Source organism: Micromonospora sp. NPDC047527 (assembly GCF_040643015.1).
Classification (GTDB): Bacteria; Actinomycetota; Actinomycetes; order Mycobacteriales; family Micromonosporaceae; genus Micromonospora.
In genome coordinates, this window is sequence record NZ_JBEYTK010000001.1 from 139,371 (window position 1) to 166,000 (window position 26,630).

The following is a 26,630-nucleotide window of genomic DNA, read 5'->3' on the forward strand; positions in this document are numbered from 1 at the left end:
GTCACCATGGATCCGGTGGCGGCAGGGCGGCCACCTCCTCAGCCGCCCTTCGCCGTGTCGCCGCCGCGTCCTCCACCGCCGCGGCTATGCGTGCCGCGAGCCGATGTGCGACGGCCTGCACCGCCAGCGGCGCGGGCTCCGGTGGTACGACGTCGCCCGCCGGCATGACCAACAGACCCGTGAGGTGTGCCTCGGCGGTCGCCTGCCGTACTAGCTCACGTGCTCGGGCCAGCTCCTGTCCGCGGTTGGCCAGCGTGGCGGCGATGACCGTGTAGGCGTCTTGTGCCTCGTCGAGTCGGCGGGTCAGGCGACGTAGCAGATCGTCGACCTGATCCCGGTCGCGGCCGGAGCGCCAGTGCGCGTCGAGGAGACGGTGTAGCCGGCCCAGTTCCTCGGCGCTGTCCCGCGCCGTGCGGGCAGCCTGCGCCCATTGCTCGCTGTCGGCCGCGCTGGAGTCGTCCTCCAGTAACCGCGCGTAGGACACGGACCCCTCCGTCATGCGTCACCGTGTCGGGCGAACCGCATCGCGAGTTCGTCGTCGGTCGCCGTGACCGTACGGGCGATCTCTCGCAGTTGTGCTTCGACCTGGGCGAGCTCGGCCCCAATCCGCGGCAACTCGTTGGCCCAGGACCGTGAGGTTTCGTCTGTTGCGGATGGAAGGTCGAGCGCGAGCAGCAGGTCTGCTAGATCGCCGATGCCGTGTGCGACTGGGCCCAGACCGTCCGGGTCCAGGTCCAGGAATCTGTCATTCATGGGCCGATCCACCCCCAGTCACGCGCTACTCGAATGCCTACGCTGTTGTCTGCGTGAGCGCTGCTCGGTGTTGCGGCGGGACTACGTTCGCAGCGCTCCGATGACAGGACTGGGAGCATCATGCCACTCATCCCGTCCACCGGCGCTGTGCTGAACGGGTGACCCACGCCGCCTCGCCGCGTTCGGCACCGACCTTGACCAGCTGCCGCCCGGACATCGGCGTCAGCCAGCCGCGGGTTTCCGGATGAGGTGGGCGGGCCCGGCTGATGCCGAGCCCGCCGGTATCAGTGCTCGTTACGCGCGGGCGACGAGCCGGAACTGTTGGTTGGTCTGGCCGTGGCAGTCGTAGAGCTGGATCTGGGCGCCGTTGGCGGTGCTCCAGACGTCCAGGCATCGTCCGGACTGCACGCTGCTGATGGTGCCGTTGGAGTTGACGTTCCATTGTTGGTTGGTCTGGCTGTGGCAGCTGTAGATCTGTACCGCCGCGCCGTTGCCGGTGCCTGCGGCGTCGAGGCACATGTTGCCGTACACCTGGAGTTGTTTGCCTGAGGTGTAGGTCCAGGTCTGGTTGGTCTGCCTGTTGCAGTCGTAGAGCTGGACCCGGGTGCCGTTGTTACGGGAGGCGTTGGGTACGTCGATGCAGCGGCCGGATTGTGTGCCGACGATCTCGCTGGCCGAGGTGGGCGGGACCGTGGGCGGCACGGTGGGCGACGCGGTGGGGGTCGGTCCCGGCGTGGTGGGCGTCGGGGTGGTCGGCGTCGACGGCAGCAGCGGGCAGGTGCTGCGGTAGGTGACCACGCCGCTGGAGTCCAGCAGCGGGCAGAGGAACTGGCTGTACCGGGCGTCGTTGTCGACGAACATCTTGACGAACGGCAGCATGGTCCGGACCATCACCGGGTTCGGCCGCCCGACCATGAATCCATGATCCGCACCGGCGACCTCCAGGTAGACGCTCTCCGTCGTGGCCGGGAGGCTGTTGTACAGGCCGGTGGCGTAGGACGGGGTGACCACCGTGTCCGCCTGCCCAGAGAGGATCATCGTGGGCACCCGGTCGTTGGCGAGGTTCGACGACGGCGAGTACGGCGCGATGCCGACCACTGCCTTCAACGACGAGCGCCGCATGGCTGCGCTCAGCGCGCCCCCGCCGCCCATGGAGTGACCGGCGACGGCCAACCGGCTGGGGTCGACGCGGTCACGTACCGGGCTCTGCTGCGTGAGGTAGTCCAATGCGGCGAGCAGTTGGGTGCCGCGGGCCGTGTCGAAGTCGTTGCGGCTGTTGGTCTCGATGCCGATCACGACGAAGCCGTGGGAGGCCAGCCACGGGCCCATCCAGGCCAGTTCGGCGGAGAACAACGCGGTGTAACCCGGCGAGATGGCGATGGCCCCGAAGGTGCCCTGGCTGGTGTCGGTCGGGTAGTAGATCCTGCCGCCGTTGAAGCCGTACCCGGTCGGGACGCTGACCGATGTGTTGGCGAAGGGGCCGTTGACGTTGGCGACGCTGCTCTGGGTGGGGTCCGGTCCCCGCTGGTACGGGTTGTCGGCGGCCGATGCCGACCCGGTCGCCACGGTGATGGTGAACAACCCGACCACGGCGGCGATCCCTACCGCGGCGAGCTTCCACACCCGTCCCCGAAATCGGGCGGGCGTTCGGTCGGCATGGGTATTCCCCGAGGGCGGGGGGTGGTGTCGGTGTCCTCGCACTGTCGGTGCCTCCTGGTGGTGGGTAAATGCGGAACGGGCGGGCTCGGTCGTGTGCCGAGCCCGCCCGTCCCGGCGTTGTCCGGTCGTCAGCGTTGCAGCGTCAGCAGACCCGGCCGGTACGGCAGGAGCCCGTAGTCGCCGCCGGAGCTGGGAGAACGCCCCTGGTAGAGCAGTTGCAGGTTGCAGGCGTCAACGGTCATGGTCTGGTCGGCGTTGCTGCGGATCAGCTCGCCGTGACTGATGTCGTTGGTCCAGGTGGCGCCGCTGTTGGCCTTGCCGGCGAAGGGGTTGCTCTCCGACGTGGCCTGCGGCGTCCACGTGCCACCCAGGCTGGTGGCCGTGAACGAGCGGAAGTAGCGCCCGTTCGCGCCGATCGCCTCGACGAGCATGAGGTACCGGTTCTGGCCCTGGAGCTTGTAGACCTGAACGCCCTCGAACAGGTTGTTCGTCGAGTCGGTCATGATCGTCGTGTAGTTCGACCCGAAGCTGCCCGGGAAGTTCCCGATGGGCATGCTGGCCCGGTAGATCCTGCCGTTGTCCCCGGCGAAGAACAGGTACATGTTCTGGTCGTCACCGATGACTGCCTGGTCGATCGGGCCGGTGCTGGAGTTGGAGATGCTTCCGGTGAACAGCGTCTGCGCCCCGGACCAACTGTTCACGTTGGTCGGATCGGTCGACGTGCGGTACGAGAACGCCGTCGGACCCCACTGATAGGCCAGCACCCAGACGTTGCGCGGCGCGAAGTAGAACAGTGACGGTGCCACCGCCGCGAACGGCATCTGGTTCTGCGACGCGGACCCCATCTGGTTCCAGTTCGAGAAGAGACCGAAGTTCATCGAGCCCCACGTCGTTCCGGTGTCGTGCGTCGTCGCGTAGACCAACTGCTGGCCGTTGTACGGCGCGTGGGTGAAGTCCTTCAGCGACACCCAACCCGACCTCGGCTGTGCCAGCGCGCCGGACGACGACCAGCGGTACGACGACGGAAGGTCACAGGTGCCGCCGGTCGGCGGGGGAGTCGACGTCGGGGTCGGCGTCGGCGTGGATCCGCCGCCGAGGGAGGCGAGCCGGAACTGCTGGTTGGACTGTCCGTTGCAGTCGTAGAGCTGGACCTGGGCGCCGTTGGCGGTGCTCCACACGTCAAGGCATCGTCCGGACTGCACGCCGGTGATGGTGCCGTTGGAGTTGACGTTCCATTGCTGGTTGGTCTGGCTGTGGCAGCTGTAGATCTGTACCGCCGCGCCGTTGCCGGTGCCTGCGGCGTCGAGGCACATGTTGCCGTACACCTGGAGTTGTTTTCCTGAGGTGTAGGTCCATGCCTGGTTGGCCTGCTTGTTGCAGTCGTAGAGCTGTACTCGCGTGCCGTTGGTGGTCGAGGCGTTGGGTACGTCGACGCACCGGCCCGACTGCGTGCCGACGATCTCACTGGCCGAGCCGGGTGGGACGGTGGGCGTCGCGGTGGGGGTCGGACCCGGCGTGGTGGGCGTGGGGGTGGTGCCGGGGCCAGCGCTGTTCAGCGCCTCCAGGGTGGAGTTGTAGGCGGCCTTCTTGTTGCCGCTGCAGTCGAAGAGCAGCGGAGTGCCGCTGGAGCGCCACGAGTCGCAGTCACGCACGCCCCATACGGTGACACCGTTGCAGCGAGCCACGGCAAGGCAGTCGTTGACCACACTGCGGAAGGTGTTGGCCTGCGACGTGCCGGATCCCTCGATATCCAGCTCGGTGATCTGCACGTCCACGCCGAGGGCGGCGAAGCTGGACAGCGTCGTGCGGTAGTTGCTGTTGTACGGCGAGTTGGCGTTGAAGTGCGACTGGAAGCCTACGCAGTCGATCGGCACCCCACGGGACTTGAAGTCGCGCACCATGTTGTAGACGGCCTGGGTCTTGGCCCAGGTCCAGTTATCGGTGTTGTAGTCGTTGTAGCAGAGCTTGGCGTTCGGGTCCGCCGCGTCGGCGGCGCGGAACGCCGCCTCGATCCAGTCGTTGCCGGTGCGCTGAAGGTTCGAGTTGCGACGGGCGCCGCTGTTGCCGTCCTCGAACGCCTCGTTCACCACATCCCACGAGTCGATCTTGCCCCGGTAGTAGCTGGCCACGCGGGTGACATGGTTCAGCATCGCGTTGCGCAGCGCGCTGCCCTCCATGCTCTGCATCCAGCTCGGCTGTTGCGAGTGCCAGGCCAAGGTGTGGCCGCGGACCTTCCACCCCCGGGAGGTGGCGTGGTTCACGATCCGGTCCGCGTTGCCGAAGGTGAAGTTGTTCTGCTGCGGCTCGGTCGCGTCGATCTTCATTTCGTTTTCGGGGGTGACGCTGTTGAACTCGCGGTTCAGGATCGTCGTGTAGGCGCCGTCGCTGAGCTTGTTCGCGGCCACGGCGGCACCGAAGTACCGGCCGGACTGGGCCGCGGCAGCGCCGAGGGTCGTCTCAGCGGCCTGTGCGAGATTGGGCACCAGCGATACGACCAGGGCCAGAATTATCGCGGCTGTTCCGGAAAAAGTGAGTGTTCGTAGTCGGGTGCGCTTGGGGGGACGGGTCCGGGAAATCATGCTGATCCTCCAGTGGTGGATAGGAAATCCTGTCGCTGTTTCCAGTGGGGAGGCCCCGCTCGAAACGGTGGCGGCCCGATGCTGAGTCCGCCTGAGCGGGCCGGGGCCCACGTCAGGTGTCCGCCCCCGATGTGACTCGGCTCGGGCTGCCTGGCCAGCGTGTGAAGGGTTGCGACGGGTGGTCCGGTCACCCGCTGGTGACTGGTTGCGGGCGTAGGGCTCTCTCGGTGGTGGACGTGGTCACCTGGTAGGTGGGTGGGCCTGACGGTCGCGTGCGGCGCCTCCGGTGCTGAAGTGATCTTGTTAACGTTCACACTGATCGATGGCTATCAGGCTGGCAGAAAGTTCCAGGTAATTCAACCGGTAGTTTCGGACCTGTTGCGGGTGGGCGCGGTAGGCTTCGAGTCCTTCGGCCGAACAAGATCCAATCCGACCGGGCCGGTGTCCTTGTCGTGCGTACGCTGCGGCATTGCCGCGTGCGAGTCCGATCCACGTCCAGGGCCGGGCCGCGCGGTCGTCGGTCACCGGTCGATCATGGAGTAATGGTGGCCGGTATGTGGTGTTCCGCACCTTTCGTCGGGCACCGCAACTCCATGATCGACGGGGCTCCGGGTCTTGGCGCACCCGCACTCCCGCGATCTTGTAGTTTCTGACCTGACAAAAGGTGCGAGACGGTCCATACCGTCGACCGGAAGTGCAAGGTCAACGAGGCCAGGCGAGGCGCGAGCGGAGCAGGCGAGGCACGCGGGACGCTGCTCGCCCGGCCCTGTCGTCCACACCCGACCACGCCACCGTGTGCGGCGCGCGTGAAGGAAGATCCGGGTCGGTTGACCGTCCGCCGTTGGCTCGCGGGTCTGCGTACCCGGCCGCTGGCGGTCGGCGTCAGGGTCTGCGCCGCACGCGGCTCATGGTTGCTGGAGAAGGCGTTCCGGGGCCACCGAGCCACCGTCGTCCGGCCGGTCGGATAGCTCTTGACCAACGACCATGGTCGATCCCTTGACACTCCAGATGGGGTCGCTAACACTTGGCCGCAACACGAATGTAACAAGAATCCGAGATCCGAGCCGAGCAGGGCCGGAGTCCTGTTAGCGCTAACGCCAGTGCTCGCCGCACCGCCCGCCAGCTGATCCCTACGGCCCCTGCGCGAAGGAGAGACCTATGTCGAGATTCCTCGCCCGGCTCTGCGCGGTGGCGGTCGCCGCGTGCCTGCTGTTCACCACCTGGTCGGCGGCGACGCCGAAGGAGGCGTCCGCACTCGACCCGACAGTCGGCTACCTGATGGCGCACTTCACCGGCGAGTCGTCCACCGACCAGCAGATCTACCTCGCGCACAGCGCCGACGGCCTGCGGTGGACGGACCTGAACAACGGCGGGCTCGTACTGCGGTCCACCGTCGGCACCCGTGGCGTCCGCGACCCCGCCCTGGTCCGCTCGCCCGGCGGCGACCGGTACTGGATCATCGCCACCGACCTGTGCATCGGCTGCGGCCAGGACTGGTCGGCCGCGATCAACAACGGCAGCCGCAACCTCGTCGTGTGGGAGTCCACCGACCTGGTCAACTGGTCGGCGCCGTGGCTGTTGAACGTCGCCGGCGCGATCCCGGACGGACGCAACGCCTGGGCCCCGGAGGCGATCTGGAACCCGGCCACCGGCGACTACGTCCTCTACTGGGCGACCAACGTCCCGCTCAACGGGGCGACCAAACACCGCATCTACTACGCGCGCACGGCGGATTTCCGCAGCATCACCACGCCGCAGGTCTACGTCAACCGGCCCGGCAGCCAGGAGATCATCGATACCCAGATCGTCGAGGTGCCGGCCGGCGTCGGCGCCTACCGCTACGTCCGGGCCTCCCGGGACGACCAGATCACCATCGAGGGCAGCAACTCCCTGCTCGGCACGTGGACGAACCTCGGAAACCTGGCCGGCGTCGGGCTGACCGGGGGGCAGGTCGAGGGCCCGATGTGGATGAAGTTCAACTCCCGCAACGAGTGGGTTCTCTACCTCGACCAGTACGCCACCGGGCGCGGCTATCTGCCCGTCCTGACCACCAACCCGTCGAGCCCGGGCAGCTTCCGGCTGCCGGCGTCCGGCTCGTACGCCATGGGCGGCACCAAGAAACGGCACGGTTCCATCCTCAACCTGACCGCCGCCGAGCAGAGCCGGGTGCTCGCCCGCTGGCCCGCCACCGCCGTGAACCGAATCCAGTCGTACAACTTCCAGGACCGGTACGTGCGGCACGCCGACTACGACGCCCGCATCGACGCGAACGTCAGCCCGGCCCAGGACGGCCAGTGGCGGCTGGTGCCCGGCCTGGCCGGCTCCGGCACGGTCTCCATCCAGTCGGTCAACTTCCCGGGCTACTACCTGCGCCACTACGGGTTCGACTTCCGGTTGGAAGCCAACGACGGCACCGCCACGTTCGCCGCCGACGCCACCTTCCGGCAGGTCGCCGGCCTCGCCAACTCCTCGTGGACGTCGTTCCAGTCCTACAGCCACCCGGACCGCCACATCCGGCACTACAGCTATCTGCTCCGGCTCGACCCGGTCACCGACGCGCAGAGCCGTGCCGACGCCACCTTCCGCGTGATTAGCTGACGCTGGTCCCTGCCCGAGGAACTCGGACCTAGGGCGTACCCGCCCGAGCGGTTGGGCTCTGGCGCGTGGAGCTGGTGGGGCCGGTGGCCGTCGACGGACGGCCGGCGGCGCGGGCCCGCCGGGCGTCCACGGTGAGCAGGGTGAGGGCGACCAGCGTCAGTAACCCGGCGACGAGTGCCAGTGGGCGTGCCCCCGAGGTGGGCAGGAGAACACCGCCGATGAGTGATCCGCCGGCAATGCCGGCGTTGAAGGCGGTGCTGACGCCGGCCGACGCGATGTCGGTGCTGCCCGGAGCCAGTTGCAGCATGCGGCTCTGCACGGCGGAGCCGAACGCCGCGTAGGCCAGGCCGATCCCGGCGAGGAGCGCGACCGCACCGGGCCGGAGCGTGCCGAGCGCGTACAGGCCGAACAGCGAGGCGGTGCCGATGCTCAGTGGCGTCAGCAGGGAAGCGATCGGCCGGGTGTCCAGGGTCCGGGCCGCGGCCAGGGTACCGACGACGCCGGCCGCGCCGGAGACGAACAACAGGGGCGCCAGCACCGCGTCGGCGAAGCCGCTGACGTCGAGCAGGAACGGTGTGACGTAGGTCTGCAGGGTCATGAAGCCGCCGATGCCGAGGGCGGTCGCGACCAGCAGCAGGGCGAAGCGCCGCCCGTCCGGTGCGGTGCCGTGCGCGGCGCCGCCAGCGGCCGGGGGATAGGAGGGAAGGAGGACGAACACCGCGGCGGCGATCACCACACCAACCCCGGCCAGCACCGCGAACGCGACACGCCAGCCGGCCTGCTGCCCGATCCAGGTCCCCAGGGGTACGCCGAGCACCGGGGCGAGCGTCGCTCCGGTCGCGAACAGCGCCACCACCCGGCCGCGCACCGCGACCGGGAAGGGGCCGGTCACGGTCGCCGTGGCGATGGACCAGAACACCGCCTGAGCCAGGGCGGTCACGAGCCGGGAGCCGGCCAGCACGGTGTACGTCGGCGCGAGCGCGGCGGTGGCGTTCGCGGCGGCGAACAGGAGCATCGTGACGCTGAGCAGTTGACGCCGGGGGATCCGCTGGGTCAGTCGGGCCAGCGGCACGGAGGCCAACACGACGACGATGGCGTACCCGCTGACCAGCAGGCCTATCTGCGAGCGGGACCGGTCCAGATCGGGTGCGATGTGCGTCAGCAGGCCGACGGGCAGCAGCTCGGTCGTGATGAACGCGAAGGCGGCGAGGGAGAGCGCGACGAGCACAGCCCTCGCCCTTCGTGGCGACACCTCCGGCACCGTGGCCCACCCCCGTTCGTCGTCACCGTAATGGAGGGCCCCGACGCCCCCAGCGTTCGGGGGCGTGTCCTGCCTCAGTCCGCGTTTTCGGTCTCGGCCAACCGGTCGGCCGGGCCTGCGCCACCGGGTGGCCGGTGTCGTCGACCAAGCCGACCGGCCGTGCCGAAGGGCCGGGCGCCACCGCCTCACTCGACGGCCCCTCACCTCGGGCACCGGCCGCCGCGGTGGCCGACACTGCCTGGTGGTCATAGCAGCCGGCGGCGGGCCAGGAGCCGAAAGGCCAGGTAGCCCGGCGGTACCGGGAGCCAGAACGTCGCGAGGCGGTAGATCAGGGTGCCTGCGACGGCAGCGTCCAGCGGCACTCCGTAGAGCAGCAGGCCGGAGACGAGTGCGGCTTCGGTGGCGCCGAGCCCACCGGGGGTGGGCGCGGCGGACGAAACGCCCTCGCCGACGAGGCAGACCAGGATCACGGGGGGCAGGTGCGCGAGGGGGACCGGGCCGGTGGCGAGTAGCGCGAGGTAGAGGCAGAGGCCGTAGGTGAGGGTGAGCGCGGTGGACGCGACGACGAGCCGTCGCAGGCCGTGCTGACGGGTCAGGGCGCGTAGGGCGACGCCGACCTGGCCGGCTGCCGCGCGTCCGCGCCGACGGAGCCGTGGTGCGGCGAGGACGGCCGCCACGATGAGCAGCACAGCCAGGGCGCCCAGCAGCAGCGGCATCGCTCTGGTCGCGTGATGGGTGAGGATGCGGGCGGGCTGGCGGGCGAAGGGCAGCAGCACCGGCAGGAGCAGCACGACCGAGAGCACACCTGCGGCGCGGGAGACGCCGACGGCGGTGGCCGCACCGGCGGTGGTGAGTTCCCTCTGGTGTAGGTAACGCAGGCTGAGCGCGGCGCCGCCGAGGCTGCCGGGCGCCAGCCGGTTGGCGAACGACGCGGCGACCTGCACCAGGGTGGCCTCGCCCAGCGGGATCCGATTGGCTGTGGCCATCCGGAGCACGACGCCGCTGAGCAGGTAGGTCAGGGCGGAGCCGAGCAGCGTCGCGGCGACCGCGAGCGGGTTGGCGTGCAGGATGAGACGCGCCGCGGTGCGTACCTCGCCGAGCTGCGGAAGCAGCAGGTGCACAGTCAATCCCAGGATCAGCAGCTCCAGGACGGTGCGGCGGTTGATCCGGACCACCTTCGCCGCCGGGCGGTCGCGGGCGGGGCAGCGACGCACGATTTCCTTGCGGAGGCTGTCGAGCGTGCCGGGACGGCCGCGCAGGGCGCTGCGGCCGGCGCGGGACAGCACCGGGGGTTGCAGGAACGGCACGCTGTCCGCGACCGCCGCGACGCCCAGGCGGTCGACCGCGGCGGCGACCACGCTGGCTGGGGCGACCCGCGTGGACAGGGCGACCATCAGCTCGACGACGTCGCGAGCCTGCTGCTCGGCCGAGGCGTCGTCGCTGGCGAAGCCCAGGTCCACCAGGTAGGCGTGGTCCCGGCCGACGAGCACGTTCGCAGCGCGCAGGTCGCGGTGCGCGATGCCCGCCCGATGCAGGCGGGCCACCTGTTCGCACGCGTCGCGCACGGCGGCGAGCGGGACCGGCCCGACGGCGGCGTGCAGCGGGGCGGCGTCGATGAACTCCTGCACCAGTATGGCGTCGCCGCCGGACATGGCGGCGGTCGTGACGACGGCCGGGACCCGGACGCCGGCGCGTTCGGCCAGCAGGGTCAGACACGTTTCGTGCTCGCTCTGCTGGCGGGCGCTCAGGTACGGCGGCGCATCGGCCACGTGGCGGTAGCGCACCCGCCGGTACAGCTTGTAGACCCAGTCCGCGTCGCGTTGCTGGCCGCCGGTCACCTTGACGAACAGCCGCCGCCCGTCGGTGGTGACGGCCCGCCACGGCTGCGACCCCCGGGCGTCGCCGTGGATCGGTGTCAACCGTGCCACGTCGATCCCGCGCCGCCGCAGCGCCGCCCGCAGGTTGGGCGCCGACCGTTGCGGCCCGACCTCGCCGACCACGAGCCGGGTCAGACACACCGCGAGCCAGCCGACAAGGAAGCCGCCGACCACGTCGACCGGCAGGTGCGCCCCGACGTGGATCCGCGCGACGGCGACCAGCCCGATCACCACCCAGGCCGCACGGCGCCACCGGGGGCCGCAGGCCCGCGCCGCGACGAGCGCCAGGGCGGTGGCGACCGCGACGTGTCCCGAGGGGTACCCGAACCGTCCGCTGATCGTCTCGCGCAGGACCACGTCGGTGAGCAGCGCCGCCGGCCGCTGCCGGGCGATCACGGCCTTGACGGCGACCGCGAGCCAGTACGCCAGGTTTCCGGCCAACAGGAGGCTCCACGCCGTGCCGATCCGGCGGGCGAGGGCGGCTGCTGCGGCGGTGACGAACACCGCCGGGTACGAGCCGAGCTGCAGGACCAGACCCAGGACCGGCGTCAGCCCGGCGGGAAGGTGGTTGAGAAGGGCGAACAGGTCCCGCTCCCAGGGCGGCACCCGATGGCTGCGGATGGCCGCGCTCACCGCTGCCAGCAGTCCGGTCGAGACGGTCAGGCTGACCAGCAACGCCGGCGACGGGCGATGCGTGCGCGCTCCCACCGGTCCTCGGCCGCCCCTCGTCCGGCACAGTGCCCCTTCGTCGACCCGAACCCTACGGATCGCCCGCCCACCGGAAGGCAATCTTCGTTACCGGCCAACCCGTTGGGGGCGACAATCAGCGGGTGGTGGACAAGGTGGTGGAGACGCTCGTCGGGCTGCCGCCGCTCCTCGTCCTGACGCTGGTGATCGTCCTGCCGGCCCTGGAGTCCTCGACGCTGCTCGGGCTGGTCGTACCGGGCGAGACGGCCATCCTGATCGGTGGGCTGGTGGCTCACGGCGGTGCGCTGCCGCTGTGGGCGGTGGTCGCCGGCGGCGTCGTCGGGGCGTGCCTCGGCGACCAGGCCGGGTACGCCCTGGGCCGCCGGTACGGCCCGAGCGTGCTCGCCCGCGCCCCGCGAGTGCTGCGCCGGCGCCTCGACCTTGCGCGGGCCCGCCGCCTGGTCGCCCGTCGTGGGGCGTGGGCGGTGGTCACCGGACGCTGGGTGGCGGTGCTGCGGGCCGTGGTCCCCATGATCGCTGGCGCGGGTGGGATGCGCTGGCCGGTGTTTCTCCGGGCGAACCTGGCCGGCGGGCTGGTGTGGTCGACAGCCGTGGCGCTGCTGGGCTACCTGGGCGCCGCCTCCTACCGCTATCTGGAGCGGGAACTGGGCATCGGCGAGTGGGCCCTGCTGGCCCTGATCGGCGCCGGCGTGGCGTTGCGGGTGTGGCTGCGGGCCCGGCGCGGCCGATCTGGCTCACCCTGACCGGAGGCCGTCTCGAATGCCACCAGTACGGACGCCGGCACCATCACCCGTCAGCGGCCCTGCAGGCGCTTCACGTTGTCGCCGAAGGTCCACCCCTTCGACCCGTCCCAGTTCGCCGACCACGTCATCAGGCCCTTGAGGCCGGGCACGGAGTTCCAGGCCTGCGTGACCAAAGACGTCGACATGTAGCCGCCGCCCGCCCCGTTCTGCGCGGGCAAACCCGGGACCTGCTTGTCGTACGGCACGCGGATGGTGGTGCCCTGGATGGTGAGGCCGTTGTTGAGGCACTGCGTCTGCACGGTGAAGCCCTGCACGGTGCCGGCCGGGTACGAGTCACCGGCGCAGCCGTACATGCTGCCGTTGTAGTACTGCATGTTCAGCCACCAGAGGCGGCCGTTGTCCACGTACTTCTTGATGATCGGCAGGTACGAGCCCCAAATCGAGCCGTAGACCACACTGCCGCCGGTGACGTAGGCCGTCTCCGGTGCCATGGTCAGGCCGAAGTTCGACGGCATCCGGGCCAGCACGCCGTCGATGATCCGGATCAGGTTGGCCTGCGACGTCGACAGGGTGTTGATGTTGCCACTGCCGGTCAGGCCGGTCTCGATGTCGATGTCGATGCCGTCGAAGTGGTAGGCCGTCAGGATCGGCACGATCGTCGCGATGAACCGGTCGGCGACCGCGGTGGAGCTCAGGTCGATGCCCGCGGCGGCGCCGCCGATCGACATCAGGATGGTGGCGCCTGCCGCTTTGGCCTGGCACATCTCGGCCGGGGTGGCCACCTTCACGCCAGCGTCCATGCCGTTCTCCCAGAGGACCGTGCCGTCCGAGCGGATCACTGGGAACGCCGCGTTGATCACGTTGTAGCCGTGCTGGTTGAGCCGGCTGTCGGTGATGGGGATCCAGCCGAGGCCGGGGTGGACGCCGTTGGAGGCGCCGTCCCAGTTCTCCCAGTAGCCCTGCAACACCTTGCCGGTGGGCCGTGACTTCACCGCGCAGGTCCCGCTGGTTGGCGGTGGCGTGGTGGGGGGAGGTGTGGTCGGGGGTGGAGTCGTCGGTGGCGGCGTGGTGGGTGGCGGCGTGGTTCCCGAGCATGCGCCCAGGTCACGCCACAGCGACGGGGTCGCGGCGGGGTTCCAGCCGGCGCCGGGGTGCGCGGTGTGGGTGACCAGTGCCTGGTAGAGGCGGCCGCCGTAGGTGACCTGGGCGCCCGACTGGTAGGCGTTGCCCTCGGCCCAGGCCGGGGCGGTGCAGGCGACCATCGCGACGGCGTTGGCCGAAGACACGGCCGCCATGCTGCTGGGGACGAAGGCGACGGCGGCCGTGAGGGTCATGGCCGCCCCGGCTGCCACTGCGAAAATCCGACGGCTTCTCATGGCCAACTCCCCAGGCTTAGGCGACCCGCGACCTCCATATATTGACGTTCGTGAAGGCTAATATCAAGGATTGTTTACAGAAGGCGGGAAGTTGGGGGAGTGCGGGGCCTGCCAGGCTGGGCGGCACCTGCGCCACTCCCGCCGCGCTCGATGCCGGTGGCGGTAGGCGGCGAAACGTCGGCATTGGCGCGTGGTGAACGACGGCTATCCCGGACGGCGGTCCTGCGTCGATCATTGCTCGAATCGATGTGAGTCATTCTCACCTCCGGGTGGAACGCCCGGGCGCGGAGGGCGAGAGGTCGGCACCGGCAGCCGGGCGTGACGAACGGCCCGACTCCGCGTCCCCGGAGGACCCCATGCCCAGACCCGCCCTTCGTGCCCGGCTCGCGGCCCTCACCGCCGCCGTCCTGACCGCGAGCGTCCTGACGGTCATCCCGCCGTCACCGGCGCTCGCCGCCAGCACCTTCACCCCCGACGACTACTGCCTCGGCCAGTGCGCGGACATCCTGCCGCCCGGGCAGAACGGTAACGCCACGCTGGTCGCCATCCTGGCCCACCAGGCGCTCGGCACCCGCCCGGCGCATTCCAGCGACCAGCTCGACGAGTACGCGAACCTGGTCTACAACTACGCCGGGCTGACCGACGAGCAGATCGCCCACTTCTACAACGACGCCTCGTTCGGCGTCCCCGCCGCGCAGGTCGAGAGCACCATCTCACCGCGGTCGGACGTCACAATCGTGCGGGACAAGGCCACCGGCGTTCCGCACGTCACAGGCACCACCCGCGCCGGCACCATGTTCGGCGCCGGCTACGCCGGGGCCCAGGACCGGCTGTGGGTGATGGACCTGCTGCGGCACGCCGGTCGCGGCACGCTCACCTCGTTCGCCGGCGGCGCGCCGGGCAACCGTGAGTTGGAGCAGAGCATCTGGGCCAACTCGCCCTACTCGGAGGCGGACCTCCAGGCGCAGGTGGACGCGCTGCGCCTCAAGGGCACCCGGGGCCAGCAGCTCTACACCGACGTGGTCGACTACATCGCCGGCATCAACGCCTACGTCGACAAGTCGATCGCCGACGACAACTACCCCGGCGAGTACGTGCTGACCGGCGCTGGCAAGCCGAAGCACTTCACCATGACCGATCTGATCGCCACCGCCGGTGTGGTGGGCGGGCTCTTCGGCGGGGGCGGCGGCAGCGAGATCCAGTCCGCGCTGGTCCGGGTGGCCGCCCGGGCCAAGTACGGCACCACCGAGGGCGACCGGGTCTGGCAGGCGTTCCGCTCGCAGAATGACCCGGAGACTGTGCTCACGCTGCACGACGGGCAGAGCTTCCCCTACGGCGCGACACCGCCGGGCGCGACCAGTGCGGTGCTCCCCGACGCCGGCACGGTGGTCGCCGAGCCCCTCGCCTACGACGCCACCGGCGGGGCTGCCGCCCGTACCGGCGCCAGCACGGCCACCAACGAACTGCTCGGCGGGCTGTCGAACGTGCGTGCACACGGCATGTCCAACGCGGTGGTGGTCTCCGGCAGGCACACCACCACCGGCAACCCGGTCGCCGTGTTCGGCCCGCAGACCGGCTACTTCGCCCCGCAACTGCTCATGCTCCAGGAACTCCAGGGGCCGGGGATCAGCGCACGCGGCGCCGCGTTCGCCGGGCTGAACCTCTACGTCCTGCTCGGTCGCGGTCAGGACTACGCCTGGAGCGCCACCTCCGCGTCCCAGGACCTGACCGACACGTACGCGGTGCCGCTGTGCACCACCGACGGCAGCGCCCCGACGCTGCGCTCCAACCGCTACCTCTACCGCGGCCAGTGCCTCGCCATGGAGGTGCTGGAGAAGCGCAACTCCTGGTCGCCGACGCTGGCCGACTCCACCCCGGCCGGCGCGTACACGCTGCGCTCGCTGCGCACCAAGTACGGGCTGGTGTCCCACCGGGGCCTGGTCAACGGGCAGCCCACCGCGTTCACCAAACTGCGCTCCACCTACCGGCACGAGGCCGACTCGGCGATCGGCTTCCAGGCGTACAACGACCCCGCGGCGATGGGCAGCGCGGCGGCGTTCCAGGCGTCCGCCGCGAACGTCGGGTACGCGTTCAACTGGTTCTACGTCAACTCGACCGAGGCGGCGTACTTCAACTCCGGCTCGAACCCGGTCCGGCCCGCCGCCGCCGACCCGAACCTGCCGACCAAGGCCGAGCCGGCGTACGAGTGGGTGGGCTGGAACCCGGACACCAACGACGCCACGTACGCCCCGGCGTCGGCGCATCCGCAGTCGGTCAACCAGGACTACTACGTCAGCTGGAACAACAAGCAGGCGCGCGACTTCGGCGCGGCCGACGGCAACTTCAGCTACGGCGCGGTGCATCGGGGTCAGCTGCTCGACGGTCCGGTGCGCGCGGCCATCGCCCAGCGCAAGGTGGGCCGGGCCGACATCGTCCGGATCACCGCCGAGGCGGCCGTGACCGACCTGCGTGGCCAACAGGTGCTCGGCGAGCTGCTGCGGGTGCTCGACAGCACGCCGGTCACCGATCCGGCGCTGGCCGCCGCCGTGAGCAAACTGCGGGCCTGGCAGCAGGCTGGCTCCCGCCGGGTGGAGACGTCACCCGGCTCCAAGGTCTACCAGCACGCCGAGGCCATCCGGATCTTCGACGCCTGGTGGCCGCTGCTGGCCTCGGCGCAGTTCCGACCCGGCCTCGGCCCCGACCTGTACGCCGCGCTCGTCGATGCCCTGGAGGTGAACGAGGCACCCTCGGGCGGCCAGAATGGCGCACGCGACGGCACCGTGAGCTGGTCGTCGCAGGGGCAGGCGCACAAGGGCTCGGCGTTCCAGTACGGCTGGTGGGGCTACGTCGACAAGGACCTGCGCACCGTGCTCGGCGACCCCGTCGCCGGCGGGCTGGGCCGCGCGTACTGCGGCAACGGCAACCTCGGCGCGTGCCGGCAGTCCCTGCTGGACACGCTCGGTCAGGCCGCCGCGCTGCCGGCCACCACGGTCTACCCGGGTGACAAGTCGTGCGGTGCCGGTGACCAGTGGTGCGCCGACGCGATCGCCCAGTCCGGGCTCGGTGGCATCACCCACCCGCTGATCGCCTGGCAGAACCGTCCCACCTACCAGCAGGTCGTCTCGTTCCCGGCGCGGCGCGGCGACAAGGTCACCAACCTGGCGCAGGGACGGCCGGCCACCGCGTCGAGCACCCAGTTCCTGACCAGCAACACCCCGGCCAAGGCGGTCGACGGCAGTCTCGGCAGCCGGTGGGCCAGCAGCTACAACGACAACCAGTGGCTCCGGGTTGACCTCGGCGCGGCCCGGACGGTCAGCCGGGCGGTGCTGCGGTGGGAGGCCGCGTACGCCACCGGCTACCGGATCGAGGTTTCCGGTGACGGCAACTCCTGGCAGCCGGTGTTCAGCACCACCGCCGGCAACGGCGGCGTCGACAACGTGACCTTCGCCCCGGTCAATGCCCGCTACGTGCGGGTGTACGGGGTCAGCCGGGCAACCTCGTACGGGTTCTCGCTCTACGAATTCGAGCTGTACGGACGTTGAGCTCGCCCGGAGGGGCGGCGTGAGTCACACGCCGCCCCTCCGGGGCGTGCACAGCGCGGGAGAAACCGTCACCGTCACGGTCGTCGAGGTGTACCGGCGGGCCACCGGGTGTTTGTCCCCGACGTACGACGCACGAATAATCGGGGTGCAGACGACCACACGAGCGCTGAAGGGGGACGGAGTGGCGCCGCCGACGGCCGCCCTCCCATCAACCTATGGGCATTGATCATCACGGCCGGACCCAACGGCTGGACTGGGAAGATGTGACACTCCGTACGTGGGACTGCACCGTCCTGTGGTCGGACCCGACGGATCCGGAGCAGGGCATCGTGCTGGACCGATCCGCGTTCTACCCCGGCGGTGGCGGCCAGCCACCGGACCACGGCGTGCTGATCTGGCAGGGGGTGCAGACGCGGATCGTCGGCACCCGCAAGGGCGACGACCTCTACCTGTTGCCCGCGCCCGGGGATCCGGTGCCCGCCGTCGGCACCACGGTGACCGGGGCGATCGACGACGATCGCCGTACCTCGCTCATGCGTACCCACTCGGGTCTGCACGTGCTCTGTGGCACTGTTTTCCGCGACTTCAACGTGCTGGTGACCGGTGGCAATATGGAGCCCGGCGAGGCCCGCATGGACTTCAACCTGCCGGAGGTCCCACCGGGGTTCAAGCAGACCCTGGAGGACGCGGTGAACGCCGAGATCGCCGCCGACCGCAAGATCGTCGTTCGGATGCTCACCCGGGACGAGGCGAATGCCACCCCCGATCTGGTACGGACGCAGTTCACGGCACCACCGGATCTGCCTCAGGTGCGGGTGGTGGACATCGTCGGGCTCGATGTGCAGGCAGATGGGGGCACCCACGTCGCCTCGACCGGCCAGATCGGCCGGGTGACCGTCACCAAGGTCGAGAGCAAGGGCCGGCAGAATCGGCGGGTCCGGATCAAACTGGGTTCCTGAAGGGGCGGACGCCGTCCCTCGGGTGGCGCAGCCGGTCGCCCGCCGCACCCGTGCGCGGTGTCGACCGGCACCCGGTGTCGGGTCACCACCGGACGAAGGATCCGGCCCAGGACGCCAACGCCCTGGGCCGGGGTGGTGCCGCGTCGCCGATCAGGCGATGTTGATGTCGCTGCACCACATGTAGGTCTGGTCCATGTGCGACGCCTTCCAGATCACGAACAGGACGTGGTTTCCGCTGCGTCCGGAGGTCGAGACGTTGAACGAGATGTTCTGCGCTGGCGCGTAGCGCCCCGTCGTCGTGATCAGGTCGAGGTTGCCCCACCCGAGTTGCTGGGTGGCCGAGTTGAAGCCCTGCTTGGTGACGTACACCCGGAAGTAGTCGGCACCGTGGCTGGCCTGGTCGTACATCTGAACCGTGAAGTTGCGGCTCACGGTGGTCTTCTTCCACGCGCCAGGCTGGTTCAGCGTGTTGTTCCTGGACAGGCCGTTGCTGCAAAGCTGTCCGTCCGGGGTACGGGCCTGGAACTGGCCGCCGAGGCCGTCGCGGAGCTGGCTCATCCAGTTCCACATGGTGTCGGGGTTGGTTTGGAAGGCCTGCCAACACATGGGGTCCTGTTGCTGCATGGCCGGGTTCATGTGTTGGTTGCCCCAGGTCTTCCAGCACTGATACGCCCGACTCGCCGGGTTGATGATCGTGCCGTGGGCCTGGGCGGCGCCGGTCCAGGGCAGCGTGCCCACCACCATGGCGAACAGCAGGACGAGCGCCTGGAGGGACCGACGGATGGCTGACCGGGACTGCCCGCCGGATTGATCGGGCTTGTGTGAACGCACTGTTCATCCTCCCTGGTACTGAAGACTGGATTTGGGAACGCTCCCAAATCACTGTTACATCTATTGACGTAAATATCAATGCTGATCTATCTATAGGTGGATGTGGATCGAGCTGTCCGAGATCGCCGGATCAACGACGGGTGGTCCGTGGCTGCGGCACCGTCGTACGGATCGCCGACAACGGCACCCACGGCAGTACGCGGACGGCGCGTCGTGCCCGGTGCGGGAGAGGTCCGGCCGCTGGCTCCGCCAGTCGAGGTCCGGCGGGCGGATGGGTGCGAGCGCGACGCCCGGCCCGGCTTCCCCGAAAGGTCAGAGCCCGGCTGCGGCGTCGTACCGGCGGCGCTGGTCGGCCATCTCCGAGGTGGTCAGCGCCTCCTTGAGCGCCAACTCCTCGTACTTGTCCGGGAACATCTCCCGCAGCCGGTCGACGAACCTGACGTCGGCTGTCGCCTCGACCACCTGGATGCCCGGAGGCTGAGTGGACATATCCATGATCACTGGGCCGACCAGCTTGACCGCCACGTCCCAGGGGCGCTGCTTCTCGGCGATCCCGCAGAGGTGGAAGCCGTAGACAGTCCGCACGTCGGCGAGCGCGGTGGCCTCGGTCGGCTCGTAGCCGTAGACGTGGACCCCACAGATCACCGGCGGCTTCTCCGCCCCGGTGGCCGCCTGCTGGGCACCGTGCCCGGCGTGGTTGTGCTGCCCCGGGTCCGCCTGTTCGAGCGTGGTACGCATCCGGGCCACGATCTGCGCCTGCAGATCCGCCGGCTTCTCCGCCGGGGCGGAGCGGTTGGTCAGTATGACCGCGCCGGCCGACGTCGCCAGCAGGATCACCGCCACCCACACCAGGCGGTGTCGGTACCACCCCGCGAAACCTTCTCGGGAAATCATGACTGCTTCTCACCTCGTCGCCGGTTCTGGTGCGCTGGCAGACCGAATCGGACGCATCCGGCGGGTCGAACATCGAGCGGGTCGGCCGCCGGGGGACACGTGCCCGGGGGGATGCGTACGGCGGGCGAGGGTGCCTGTCGGCAGAGCGCCCGTCGTCGTGGAGATGGCCCGGCGATGCGGCATGTGAGCGCCTGCCCAAGCGGCGCGCTGCCGGCACTGCGATGCTCCCGTGCTCGCCCTTCCCAGCACGGTTGCCCCCGTGCCGCGGCGATATGAGCCATTCCAACATGCCTGCATCCGCTCTGGCAATATTGACGAAAATGTCTTCGTTGGACTCCGGCGAGCCGATCACGCTTCCGGTCGAGCGGGTGAGGCGTCGGCGGAGAAGCGGGGCGGCCAGCCACCGTGACTCGGGCCGGTCGGCCGACCGAGGCGTGAGATACGTTGGCGATCATCGATGTAAGGACTGCATCGTCGAGGTATGACAGGCGTCTGCTCGTCCTCGCTGCTCCGCCGTCTGCGGCCGGGTCTGCTGGCCGCCGTTGTGCTCTCGACGGCGGTGCTCGGCATTGCTCTGGGCGCTGCCCCGCCCGCCGGCGCCGGCGCCGGGGCGCCTGCCGCGTATCCGGGGGTCGCCCCGGCGCCCGATCGCGCTGTGGTGAACGCCGCAGAGCCGACCGCTACCGCGCCGCCCACGGCACCCAGCACGCCGGGCACCTCGCCCTTCCCGCCGAGTGCGCCCACGAACCTGACCGTCAGTGAGGTCAAGACCGGGTCGGTCACCCTCACCTGGACGGCCGCCACGCCCGGCTGCTGCGCCGTCACCGGGTACGACATCACGTACTACCAGGCGTTCGACGACGTCGTCCTCAGCGTCACCGTCGGAGCCGTCACCACCACCACGATCACCGGCTACCTCCGCCCGGGCAGGCAGTACTCCTTCCAGGTGGCCGCTCGGGACAGCCTCGGACACCGCTCCCGCTCGACGGACCCGCTGACCGTGGTCACTCCGGTGACGGACACCGGCCCGGACACCACCCCACCGAGTGCCCCGCAGAACCTGACCGTCGGCGGGGTGACCGCCTCGACCGCGACGCTGTCCTGGTCGCCGTCGACGGACAACGTCGGCGTGCTCGGGTACAACGTCTACCGGTTCGACGGCTGGTTCACCTCGACGCTGATCGCCACCGTGCCGGGAACGACGTACACCGCTTCGCTGCCACAGTCGACGCCGCTGCGCACCCTGTACTACGTACGGGCTCGGGACACGATGGGCAACGTGTCGGTCGCGTCGAACACGGTCGAACTGCCCACGACGTCCAACCCGCCGACCCCGCCGCCGTCGACGTGCCGGGTGACCTACCGGAACCAGTCCGAGTGGCAGGGCGGCTTCGTGGCCACCGTGACGGTCCAGAACGTCGGGACGGCACCGGTCGACGGCTGGATCGTCACCTTCAACTTCCCGGGCGACCAGCAGGTCACCTCGGGATGGAACGCCACGATCGGCCAGACCGGTGCCACCGTGACCGCCCGCAACGTCGACTGGAACCGCGTCCTCGCGCCGAACGGCTCGGCGACCTTCGGCTTCCAGGGACGGTGGAGCGTCAGCGACGCACCGCCGACCGGCTTCTCGCTCAACGGGGCACCCTGCGCCGTGGGCTGACCCCGGCCCGGGAGCTGATCTGGCTCGACCGTCCCACAGTGAGGAGGAATCTCGTGAGCACGGGTTCGACAACACCCCACCGCCGCCCCAAGGCCCTGATCGGGGCACTCGCGGCGGGCATCCTCGTCGTCTCCAGCACGCTCGGCGGCACGCCCGCGCCCGCCTCCGCCGCGAACACGCTCAGTATGCGGGGCGCCGACGTCTCCTCGTTGCAGCGCAGCCTCGACCTGGGCGCCAGGTACTACGACGCCGGCGGTGTCGCCCGTGACCCACTGGACATCCTGAAGTCCGCCGGCGTCAACTACGTCCGACTGCGCGTCTGGAACAACCCGATCAGTGGCTACAACAACAAGAGCAGGGTGTTGGCCCAGGCGGCGGTGGCCAGGGCGAAGGGCCTCAAGGTGCTCGTCGACTTCCACTACTCCGACACCTGGGCCGACCCCGGCAAGCAGTACAAGCCGGCCGCCTGGGCCGGCCACAGCCTGAGCCAGCTGCGTAACGACGTGTACAACTTCACCTACGACGTCTGCTCCAGCCTCAGGGGGCAGGGCACCCCACCGGACAGCGTGCAGATCGGCAACGAGATCAACGTCGGGATGCTGTGGAACGAGGGAAAGGTCGTCAACAACGACTTCGCCCCGCTGGCCAGCCTGCTGAGGCAGGGCTACAACGCGACCAAGGCGTGCGGCAGCGGCATCCCGGTGATGATCCACACCGCCAACGCCGACAGCAACGCCAACGCCCGATGGTTCTATGACGGCATCCGCGCCCAGGGTGTGCAGTGGGACATCACGGCGCAGTCCTACTACTGCATGTGGCACGGCACCCTGTCGAACCTCTACAACAACATCGTCGACCTGCGCGGCCGCTACGGCAAGCCGGTGGTGATCGTGGAGACCGCGTACCCCTTCACCCGGAACAACGCGGACAGCGAGCCCAATGCCATCGGCGACGCGACCTGTGACGGCATCAGCGCGACCTGGTCCGGGCAGGCCCAGGAGTTCGACTGGGTCCAGAACACCGCCCGCAATGCGGGGGCCATCGGTGTCTTCTACTGGGAACCGACCTGGTACGCGGTCAGTGGCAACGGCTGGGACCCGGCCGACATCAACGGCACCGGAAACCAGTGGGACAACATGGCGGTCTTCGACTGGTCCGGGCGGGTGAACCCGGGCGTGCGCTGGAGGCCCTGACGTCTCAGGAGATCCAGCGTGTTCGCGTTGGCCAGCAACAATGCCAGGATCAGGCGCTGTTGGCGGGGGCCGACCTTCACGCCGGCCTCACCGGCCTCATCGCCGCGGCGCGCATTACGCGACCAACCGATCGAGGCTGAGAGACCGTCGATCGGACGGGCTCGGCGTTGCGATACCGTCATGGCGCCCACACCGGCGTCGAGTAGTCCGCGTCCGTCGGCTGTCGGTGGCCCGCAGGGCGCCCCACCGATCCAGGGAGATACCGATGCCGGAGCCTGAGCCCGTCCAGGACGACCACGCGGCGGATGCCGAATCCTCAACCGCGGCCGAGACCGCGGCCGAGACCGACCAGCCTGCCGTTCACGCAAATCGGGCTGCCCGGCGCGCGAAGGGCAAGGTCGCCTCGCCTCAACCTTATGGAAAGGGCCAGCACAGCGGCGGCCGGGGCTCGGTCCAGAGTCCGCGCCAGTGGGGTAACCGCCGAAGCGGCTGATCCGTTTGGCGGAGCCCGTTGTGCGGCATGTCGCGAGCTCTCCGGCCGGAAGGTGAACCCGACCCGCAAGGAGTTCGACCTGCTGATGGCGTTGGCCCGGCACGCGGCACGGGGGGCGCGTCCGGTGAACGGTTGCTGAAGGACGTATGGCAGACCACCCGGAAGGCCGGACGCACCCTCGACGTCCGCTTTGCCCCCTGGGAAGGTCGACGATGCCGGCCCGATGGAGACCGTCCGTGGGGGCGGGCTACCGGCTGCGGCCGAGCTGACGGCACCGGCCGATCCTCAGATGATCCTCAAGAAATCCCCAGCTAGCGACCGCTGGCGGCTCGGCTGGTGTGTGCTGCTCTCACTACTGTGACATCCCCCTGTTCTGGAGCTTATATGAGAGACAGACGGAAGTCGATCTTCTCCGTCATGCTCGCCGCGACCCTCGTGGCGACCGTTGCCCCACCGTCCAAGGCCTCCGCGACCAGCCTCGGCGAGGAGCGCTTCCAGCCGAGCGTCACCTACGACCTGTCGGTGACCGACGCCGAGCGCGACGCGATCCACGCGGAGGTCGAGGCGCTGGCTGGACGCGTCAACAGCGCGCGGGCGGGAGACGGCACCTACAACCCGCTCACTCTGGTCGGGGCGATGCTGGACGGGTCGAACTACGACTCCATCTCCCGGGGCGGCACGGCCGCGACGGCGTACCCCTTCCCCGTCAGCAACACCCCAGCCAACCAGAACGAGTACGACCGCAAGGTCGCCAAGCTCGCCTGGGTGGTCAAGCTGGCCACCGACCTGGGTTTCCCGGTGGTCGTCCAACGCCAGCCCGACAAGTACGTCTACGCCGAGATCGGTGACCCGGACGCCCCGGAAATGATCATGGCGTTGAGCCACCTCGACTCGCCGACGTCTTCCGTTTCGGCAGCCCAGCTGGCGCGCTGGCGGGACGCCGATGGCAACCTCGGCACTCCTGGCGCCTACCACTCGCCCTATCTCCAGGACGGCTGGGTCTACGGCGCGGGCATCCAGGACGACAGCGGCCCGACGCTGGCGACGCTGCTCGCGGCCAAGGCGCTGCTCGAAGCGGGGTTGCCCCTCGACCGTCGCATCCGCATCGTCATGGGAATCTACGAAGACGGCGGTCCCGGTACGCCCACGGCGGCGAACACCGCAGCCTTCCAGTCCATCCCGTACAACGCGAACCCGAGCTTCTACGACAACTGGGCCTACAAGAACCTCAACCGGGAGGAGATGCCGATTGCGGCGTACACCTCCGACTCGCGGTTCCCGGTCATCGTCGGCAACTCCGGCTCGGTGACCCCGGCCGTGTCGATGAGCTTGGCGGCGGACAGCACCAAGGCCTTCCGGCTGACGGCTGCCACGGCCGGCGTCACCCTGCGCGAAGGCGACCCGACGCTCAAGGACATCGCCTACGGCAGCACCACGCAGATCGCCTCGCGGGCCATCTTCACCCTCGACGTGACGGGCGCCAGCTCCGCCGAGCGCAACCGGTTCGTGTCCGCGATCACCGCTGCCGCGACCACGAAGGGTTGGCTCCCGGACGCTCCCCGCACCACGCCCAAGGTGCAGACCACGATCACCGGCGACTCGCTCACGCTGGAGATCAACACGGACGTAGCGATGGAGATGCCGACCCCGCAGTACGGCAAGAACGCCGTCGTGTGGGGCATGTTCCTCCTCTCCAAGGGGCTCGGTGAGTTGGGGAGCACGACCGCCGACCTGCAGTTGAAGAAGGCCGCCGACGGCATCGCCGACCTGTTCTTCCGCGGCGGGGTCGAGGGCGAGGCCTACATCGGCAAGTACATGGGCATTCCGGCGAACCTGTTGCGCAACCCGAACAACGGCACGCCGAACCTGACCCTCGCCCTCATGGCCAACATCAACTCGGAGACCCCGACGAGCTTCTACACGGAGGCCTCCGGCAACCTCAGCATGCCGATGTACGTGCGCAGCATGCACCTCAACGCGGCTGACTCCGGCCAGGCGACCGCGGCGATCACGGAAGCCTTCCAGGGCAAGGGGTTCACCATCGGCAACCTCGGGTCGCCCATCGGCGCCGGGTTGTACGTCACCCACGACAACCCGCTGACGGCTCTGCAGTACAAGAGCTACCAGGCCACGATCGACCACAGCCCGCAGGAGTTCGCGGACCCGCACTCCCTGCGGGACGTGGTCTACCCGCAGGGCACCACCGGTGGCACCCTGGCCAGCAACTTCCGCAACAAGATGACCGCCTTCGGCGCCGTCATCCCGGGCAACGAGCGCTGGTGGCACACCGCCAACGAGCGGATGAAGGTCGACTCGGCGGTCCAGATGACCAAGATGATGGCCGACGGCATGCTGGAGATGGCCCGTTACACCGGGCCGGCCGGCGCCAAGTTCATGTGGGCGGACATGCCGGGGCTGAACGCCGACCGGGCGGACCTCGACCTGCTCGATGTCACCATCGGCACCTACAAGGACGCGTCGGGCGCCGTCGGCGCGAACCAGTTGGGCAACCGGGCCCTGCTCGGCGCCACCTCGTTCAACATCCCGATGTGGAACGGGCGCGGCAACTCGGCCCCGACGGCTGCGGCGTTCGCGCTGGGCCACGAGCCGGGAGGGGTCTACCTGCCCCTGACCGACCCGGAGTTCCAGAGCAGCACGTACGTGGCGCCGATGCGTCTGGAGTTCAAGGTGGAGCGGCCCGGCCACATGTCGGACGCGGCGTGGGCGAAGTTCGTCGCGGGCGGCTACGGCGGCTTCCAGTTCAACATTCTCGTCGGTGGCCAGGTTGTGCCGCTGGCCGTTCCGGCCGGGCAGAGTGCGGACAAGTTCTTCTCGTCGCGCATCTCGGCCACCAACCCCAACGCCATCTACCTGTCGGTCAACCTCGCGATCACCGACGCGCCGTACTCCGGCGTGCAGGCCAAGCTCGCGGATTCCAAGACGGACCTGTACAAGGTCAACCCGACGTACCTGGCGTCGAACCCGGATCCGTTCCCGGGTCGCGGGGCCACCGAGCAGCGGGGCTTCTTCCAGTTCGGTGACGGGCAGAAGAACGCCGAGTTCTCATCACCCGACGCGGTTTACGTGACAGCGGCCAACGCGGTCACCGATGCGAAGCCGTCGGCGGTGGTGAAGAAGTTGAAGGGCAACACGAACGAGTTGACCATCACGGTGAAGCAGACCCGTATCGACGGCAGCGAGTCTGCTGTGACGCGTACGTTCACCATCAACAACAACGCTGCTGGCACTTACACCGTCGGCGACTACAAGGTGTACGTCGACACCAAGGGCAACACCCAGGTGCGGTCGATCTCCATCGTGTGACGCTGAAGTTCAGCGCGCGCACGAGAGGGCACGCGCGGTGGCAGGACGCCTCGACGCGGGGTCAGCGCCACCGTAGGTGCGAGGCACATTGACAACGGAGTGGAACCATTGCCATCGGCAATGGTTCCACTCCGTTATGCGAGGACGTCAGATCGTCTAGAGAATCGTCACGTCGTT

The 26,630-nt window shown here is 69.3% G+C and carries 16 protein-coding genes; 7 read left to right on the top strand and 9 right to left on the bottom strand.

Annotated elements, in window-relative coordinates:
• Position 1: 1 nt before the first annotated feature.
• The 4 genes from ABZ808_RS00655 to ABZ808_RS00670 form a co-directional block, all read right to left on the bottom strand.
• Positions 2-499, bottom strand: coding sequence for a hypothetical protein (locus ABZ808_RS00655; RefSeq protein ID WP_356998901.1), 498 nt, complete (start codon positions 497-499; stop codon positions 2-4).
• Entirely contained in the window at positions 496-753 is a 258-nt protein-coding gene (locus ABZ808_RS00660; RefSeq protein WP_356998903.1) for a hypothetical protein, read from the bottom strand. The genes ABZ808_RS00655 and ABZ808_RS00660 overlap by 4 nt, the downstream gene beginning before the upstream one ends.
• A gap of 294 nt (positions 754-1,047) precedes the next feature.
• A complete protein-coding gene (locus ABZ808_RS00665; protein WP_356998905.1) occupies positions 1,048-2,343 on the bottom strand; it encodes a ricin-type beta-trefoil lectin domain protein in 1,296 nt (431 codons plus the stop codon).
• 197 nt (positions 2,344-2,540) lie between these two features.
• Complete coding sequence (locus ABZ808_RS00670; RefSeq protein WP_357002682.1) at positions 2,541-4,898, bottom strand: non-reducing end alpha-L-arabinofuranosidase family hydrolase; 2,358 nt, start codon at positions 4,896-4,898, stop codon at positions 2,541-2,543.
• A 1,251-nt stretch (positions 4,899-6,149) separates the two neighbouring features.
• Here ABZ808_RS00670 and ABZ808_RS00675 point away from each other — a divergent pair.
• A complete protein-coding gene (locus tag ABZ808_RS00675; RefSeq protein WP_356998907.1) occupies positions 6,150-7,589 on the top strand; it encodes a glycoside hydrolase family 43 protein in 1,440 nt (479 codons plus the stop codon).
• Positions 7,590-7,617: 28 nt separating this feature from the next.
• Here ABZ808_RS00675 and ABZ808_RS00680 read toward each other — a convergent pair whose 3' ends face one another.
• Positions 7,618-8,841: an MFS transporter gene (locus tag ABZ808_RS00680; RefSeq protein WP_356998910.1), complete on the bottom strand. Its 1,224-nt coding sequence runs from the start codon at positions 8,839-8,841 to the stop codon at positions 7,618-7,620.
• A 254-nt stretch (positions 8,842-9,095) separates the two neighbouring features.
• Positions 9,096-11,435 (bottom strand): lysylphosphatidylglycerol synthase domain-containing protein, encoded by a 2,340-nt coding sequence (locus tag ABZ808_RS00685; RefSeq protein WP_356998913.1) that lies wholly within the window; start codon positions 11,433-11,435, stop codon positions 9,096-9,098.
• A gap of 122 nt (positions 11,436-11,557) precedes the next feature.
• Between ABZ808_RS00685 and ABZ808_RS00690 the strand changes: the two genes are divergently transcribed.
• Positions 11,558-12,178, top strand: a complete 621-nt coding sequence (locus tag ABZ808_RS00690; RefSeq protein ID WP_356998915.1) for a DedA family protein — start codon at positions 11,558-11,560, stop codon at positions 12,176-12,178.
• A gap of 50 nt (positions 12,179-12,228) precedes the next feature.
• Here ABZ808_RS00690 and ABZ808_RS00695 read toward each other — a convergent pair whose 3' ends face one another.
• Entirely contained in the window at positions 12,229-13,554 is a 1,326-nt protein-coding gene (locus ABZ808_RS00695; RefSeq protein WP_356998918.1) for a glycosyl hydrolase family 18 protein, read from the bottom strand.
• Between the two features lie 356 nt (positions 13,555-13,910).
• Here ABZ808_RS00695 and ABZ808_RS00700 point away from each other — a divergent pair, with 356 nt between their 5' ends.
• Both ABZ808_RS00700 and ABZ808_RS00705 read left to right on the top strand, forming a co-directional pair.
• Positions 13,911-17,096 carry a penicillin acylase family protein gene (locus ABZ808_RS00700; RefSeq protein WP_356998921.1) on the top strand — a complete coding sequence of 1,062 codons (3,186 nt, stop codon included), beginning with the start codon at positions 13,911-13,913 and terminating at the stop codon, positions 17,094-17,096.
• A gap of 215 nt (positions 17,097-17,311) precedes the next feature.
• Complete coding sequence (locus ABZ808_RS00705) at positions 17,312-18,055, top strand: alanyl-tRNA editing protein (protein WP_356998923.1); 744 nt, start codon at positions 17,312-17,314, stop codon at positions 18,053-18,055.
• Positions 18,056-18,205: 150 nt separating this feature from the next.
• Here ABZ808_RS00705 and ABZ808_RS00710 read toward each other — a convergent pair whose 3' ends face one another.
• Positions 18,206-18,886, bottom strand: coding sequence for a lytic polysaccharide monooxygenase (locus tag ABZ808_RS00710; RefSeq protein ID WP_356998926.1), 681 nt, complete (start codon positions 18,884-18,886; stop codon positions 18,206-18,208).
• A 312-nt stretch (positions 18,887-19,198) separates the two neighbouring features.
• The gene (locus ABZ808_RS00715) at positions 19,199-19,780 is read right to left on the bottom strand and encodes a hypothetical protein (RefSeq protein WP_356998929.1); all 582 of its coding nucleotides are present in this window, start codon (positions 19,778-19,780) and stop codon (positions 19,199-19,201) included.
• A gap of 481 nt (positions 19,781-20,261) precedes the next feature.
• Between ABZ808_RS00715 and ABZ808_RS00720 the strand changes: the two genes are divergently transcribed.
• The 3 genes from ABZ808_RS00720 to ABZ808_RS00730 all read left to right on the top strand — a co-directional run bounded on the left by ABZ808_RS00720 (position 20,262) and on the right by ABZ808_RS00730 (position 26,453).
• Positions 20,262-21,443, top strand: a complete 1,182-nt coding sequence (locus tag ABZ808_RS00720; protein ID WP_356998932.1) for a cellulose binding domain-containing protein — start codon at positions 20,262-20,264, stop codon at positions 21,441-21,443.
• A 53-nt stretch (positions 21,444-21,496) separates the two neighbouring features.
• A complete protein-coding gene (locus tag ABZ808_RS00725) occupies positions 21,497-22,636 on the top strand; it encodes a glycosyl hydrolase 53 family protein (RefSeq protein ID WP_356998935.1) in 1,140 nt (379 codons plus the stop codon).
• Between the two features lie 877 nt (positions 22,637-23,513).
• Positions 23,514-26,453, top strand: a complete 2,940-nt coding sequence (locus tag ABZ808_RS00730; RefSeq protein WP_356998938.1) for a M20/M25/M40 family metallo-hydrolase — start codon at positions 23,514-23,516, stop codon at positions 26,451-26,453.
• Positions 26,454-26,630 lie beyond the last annotated feature (177 nt).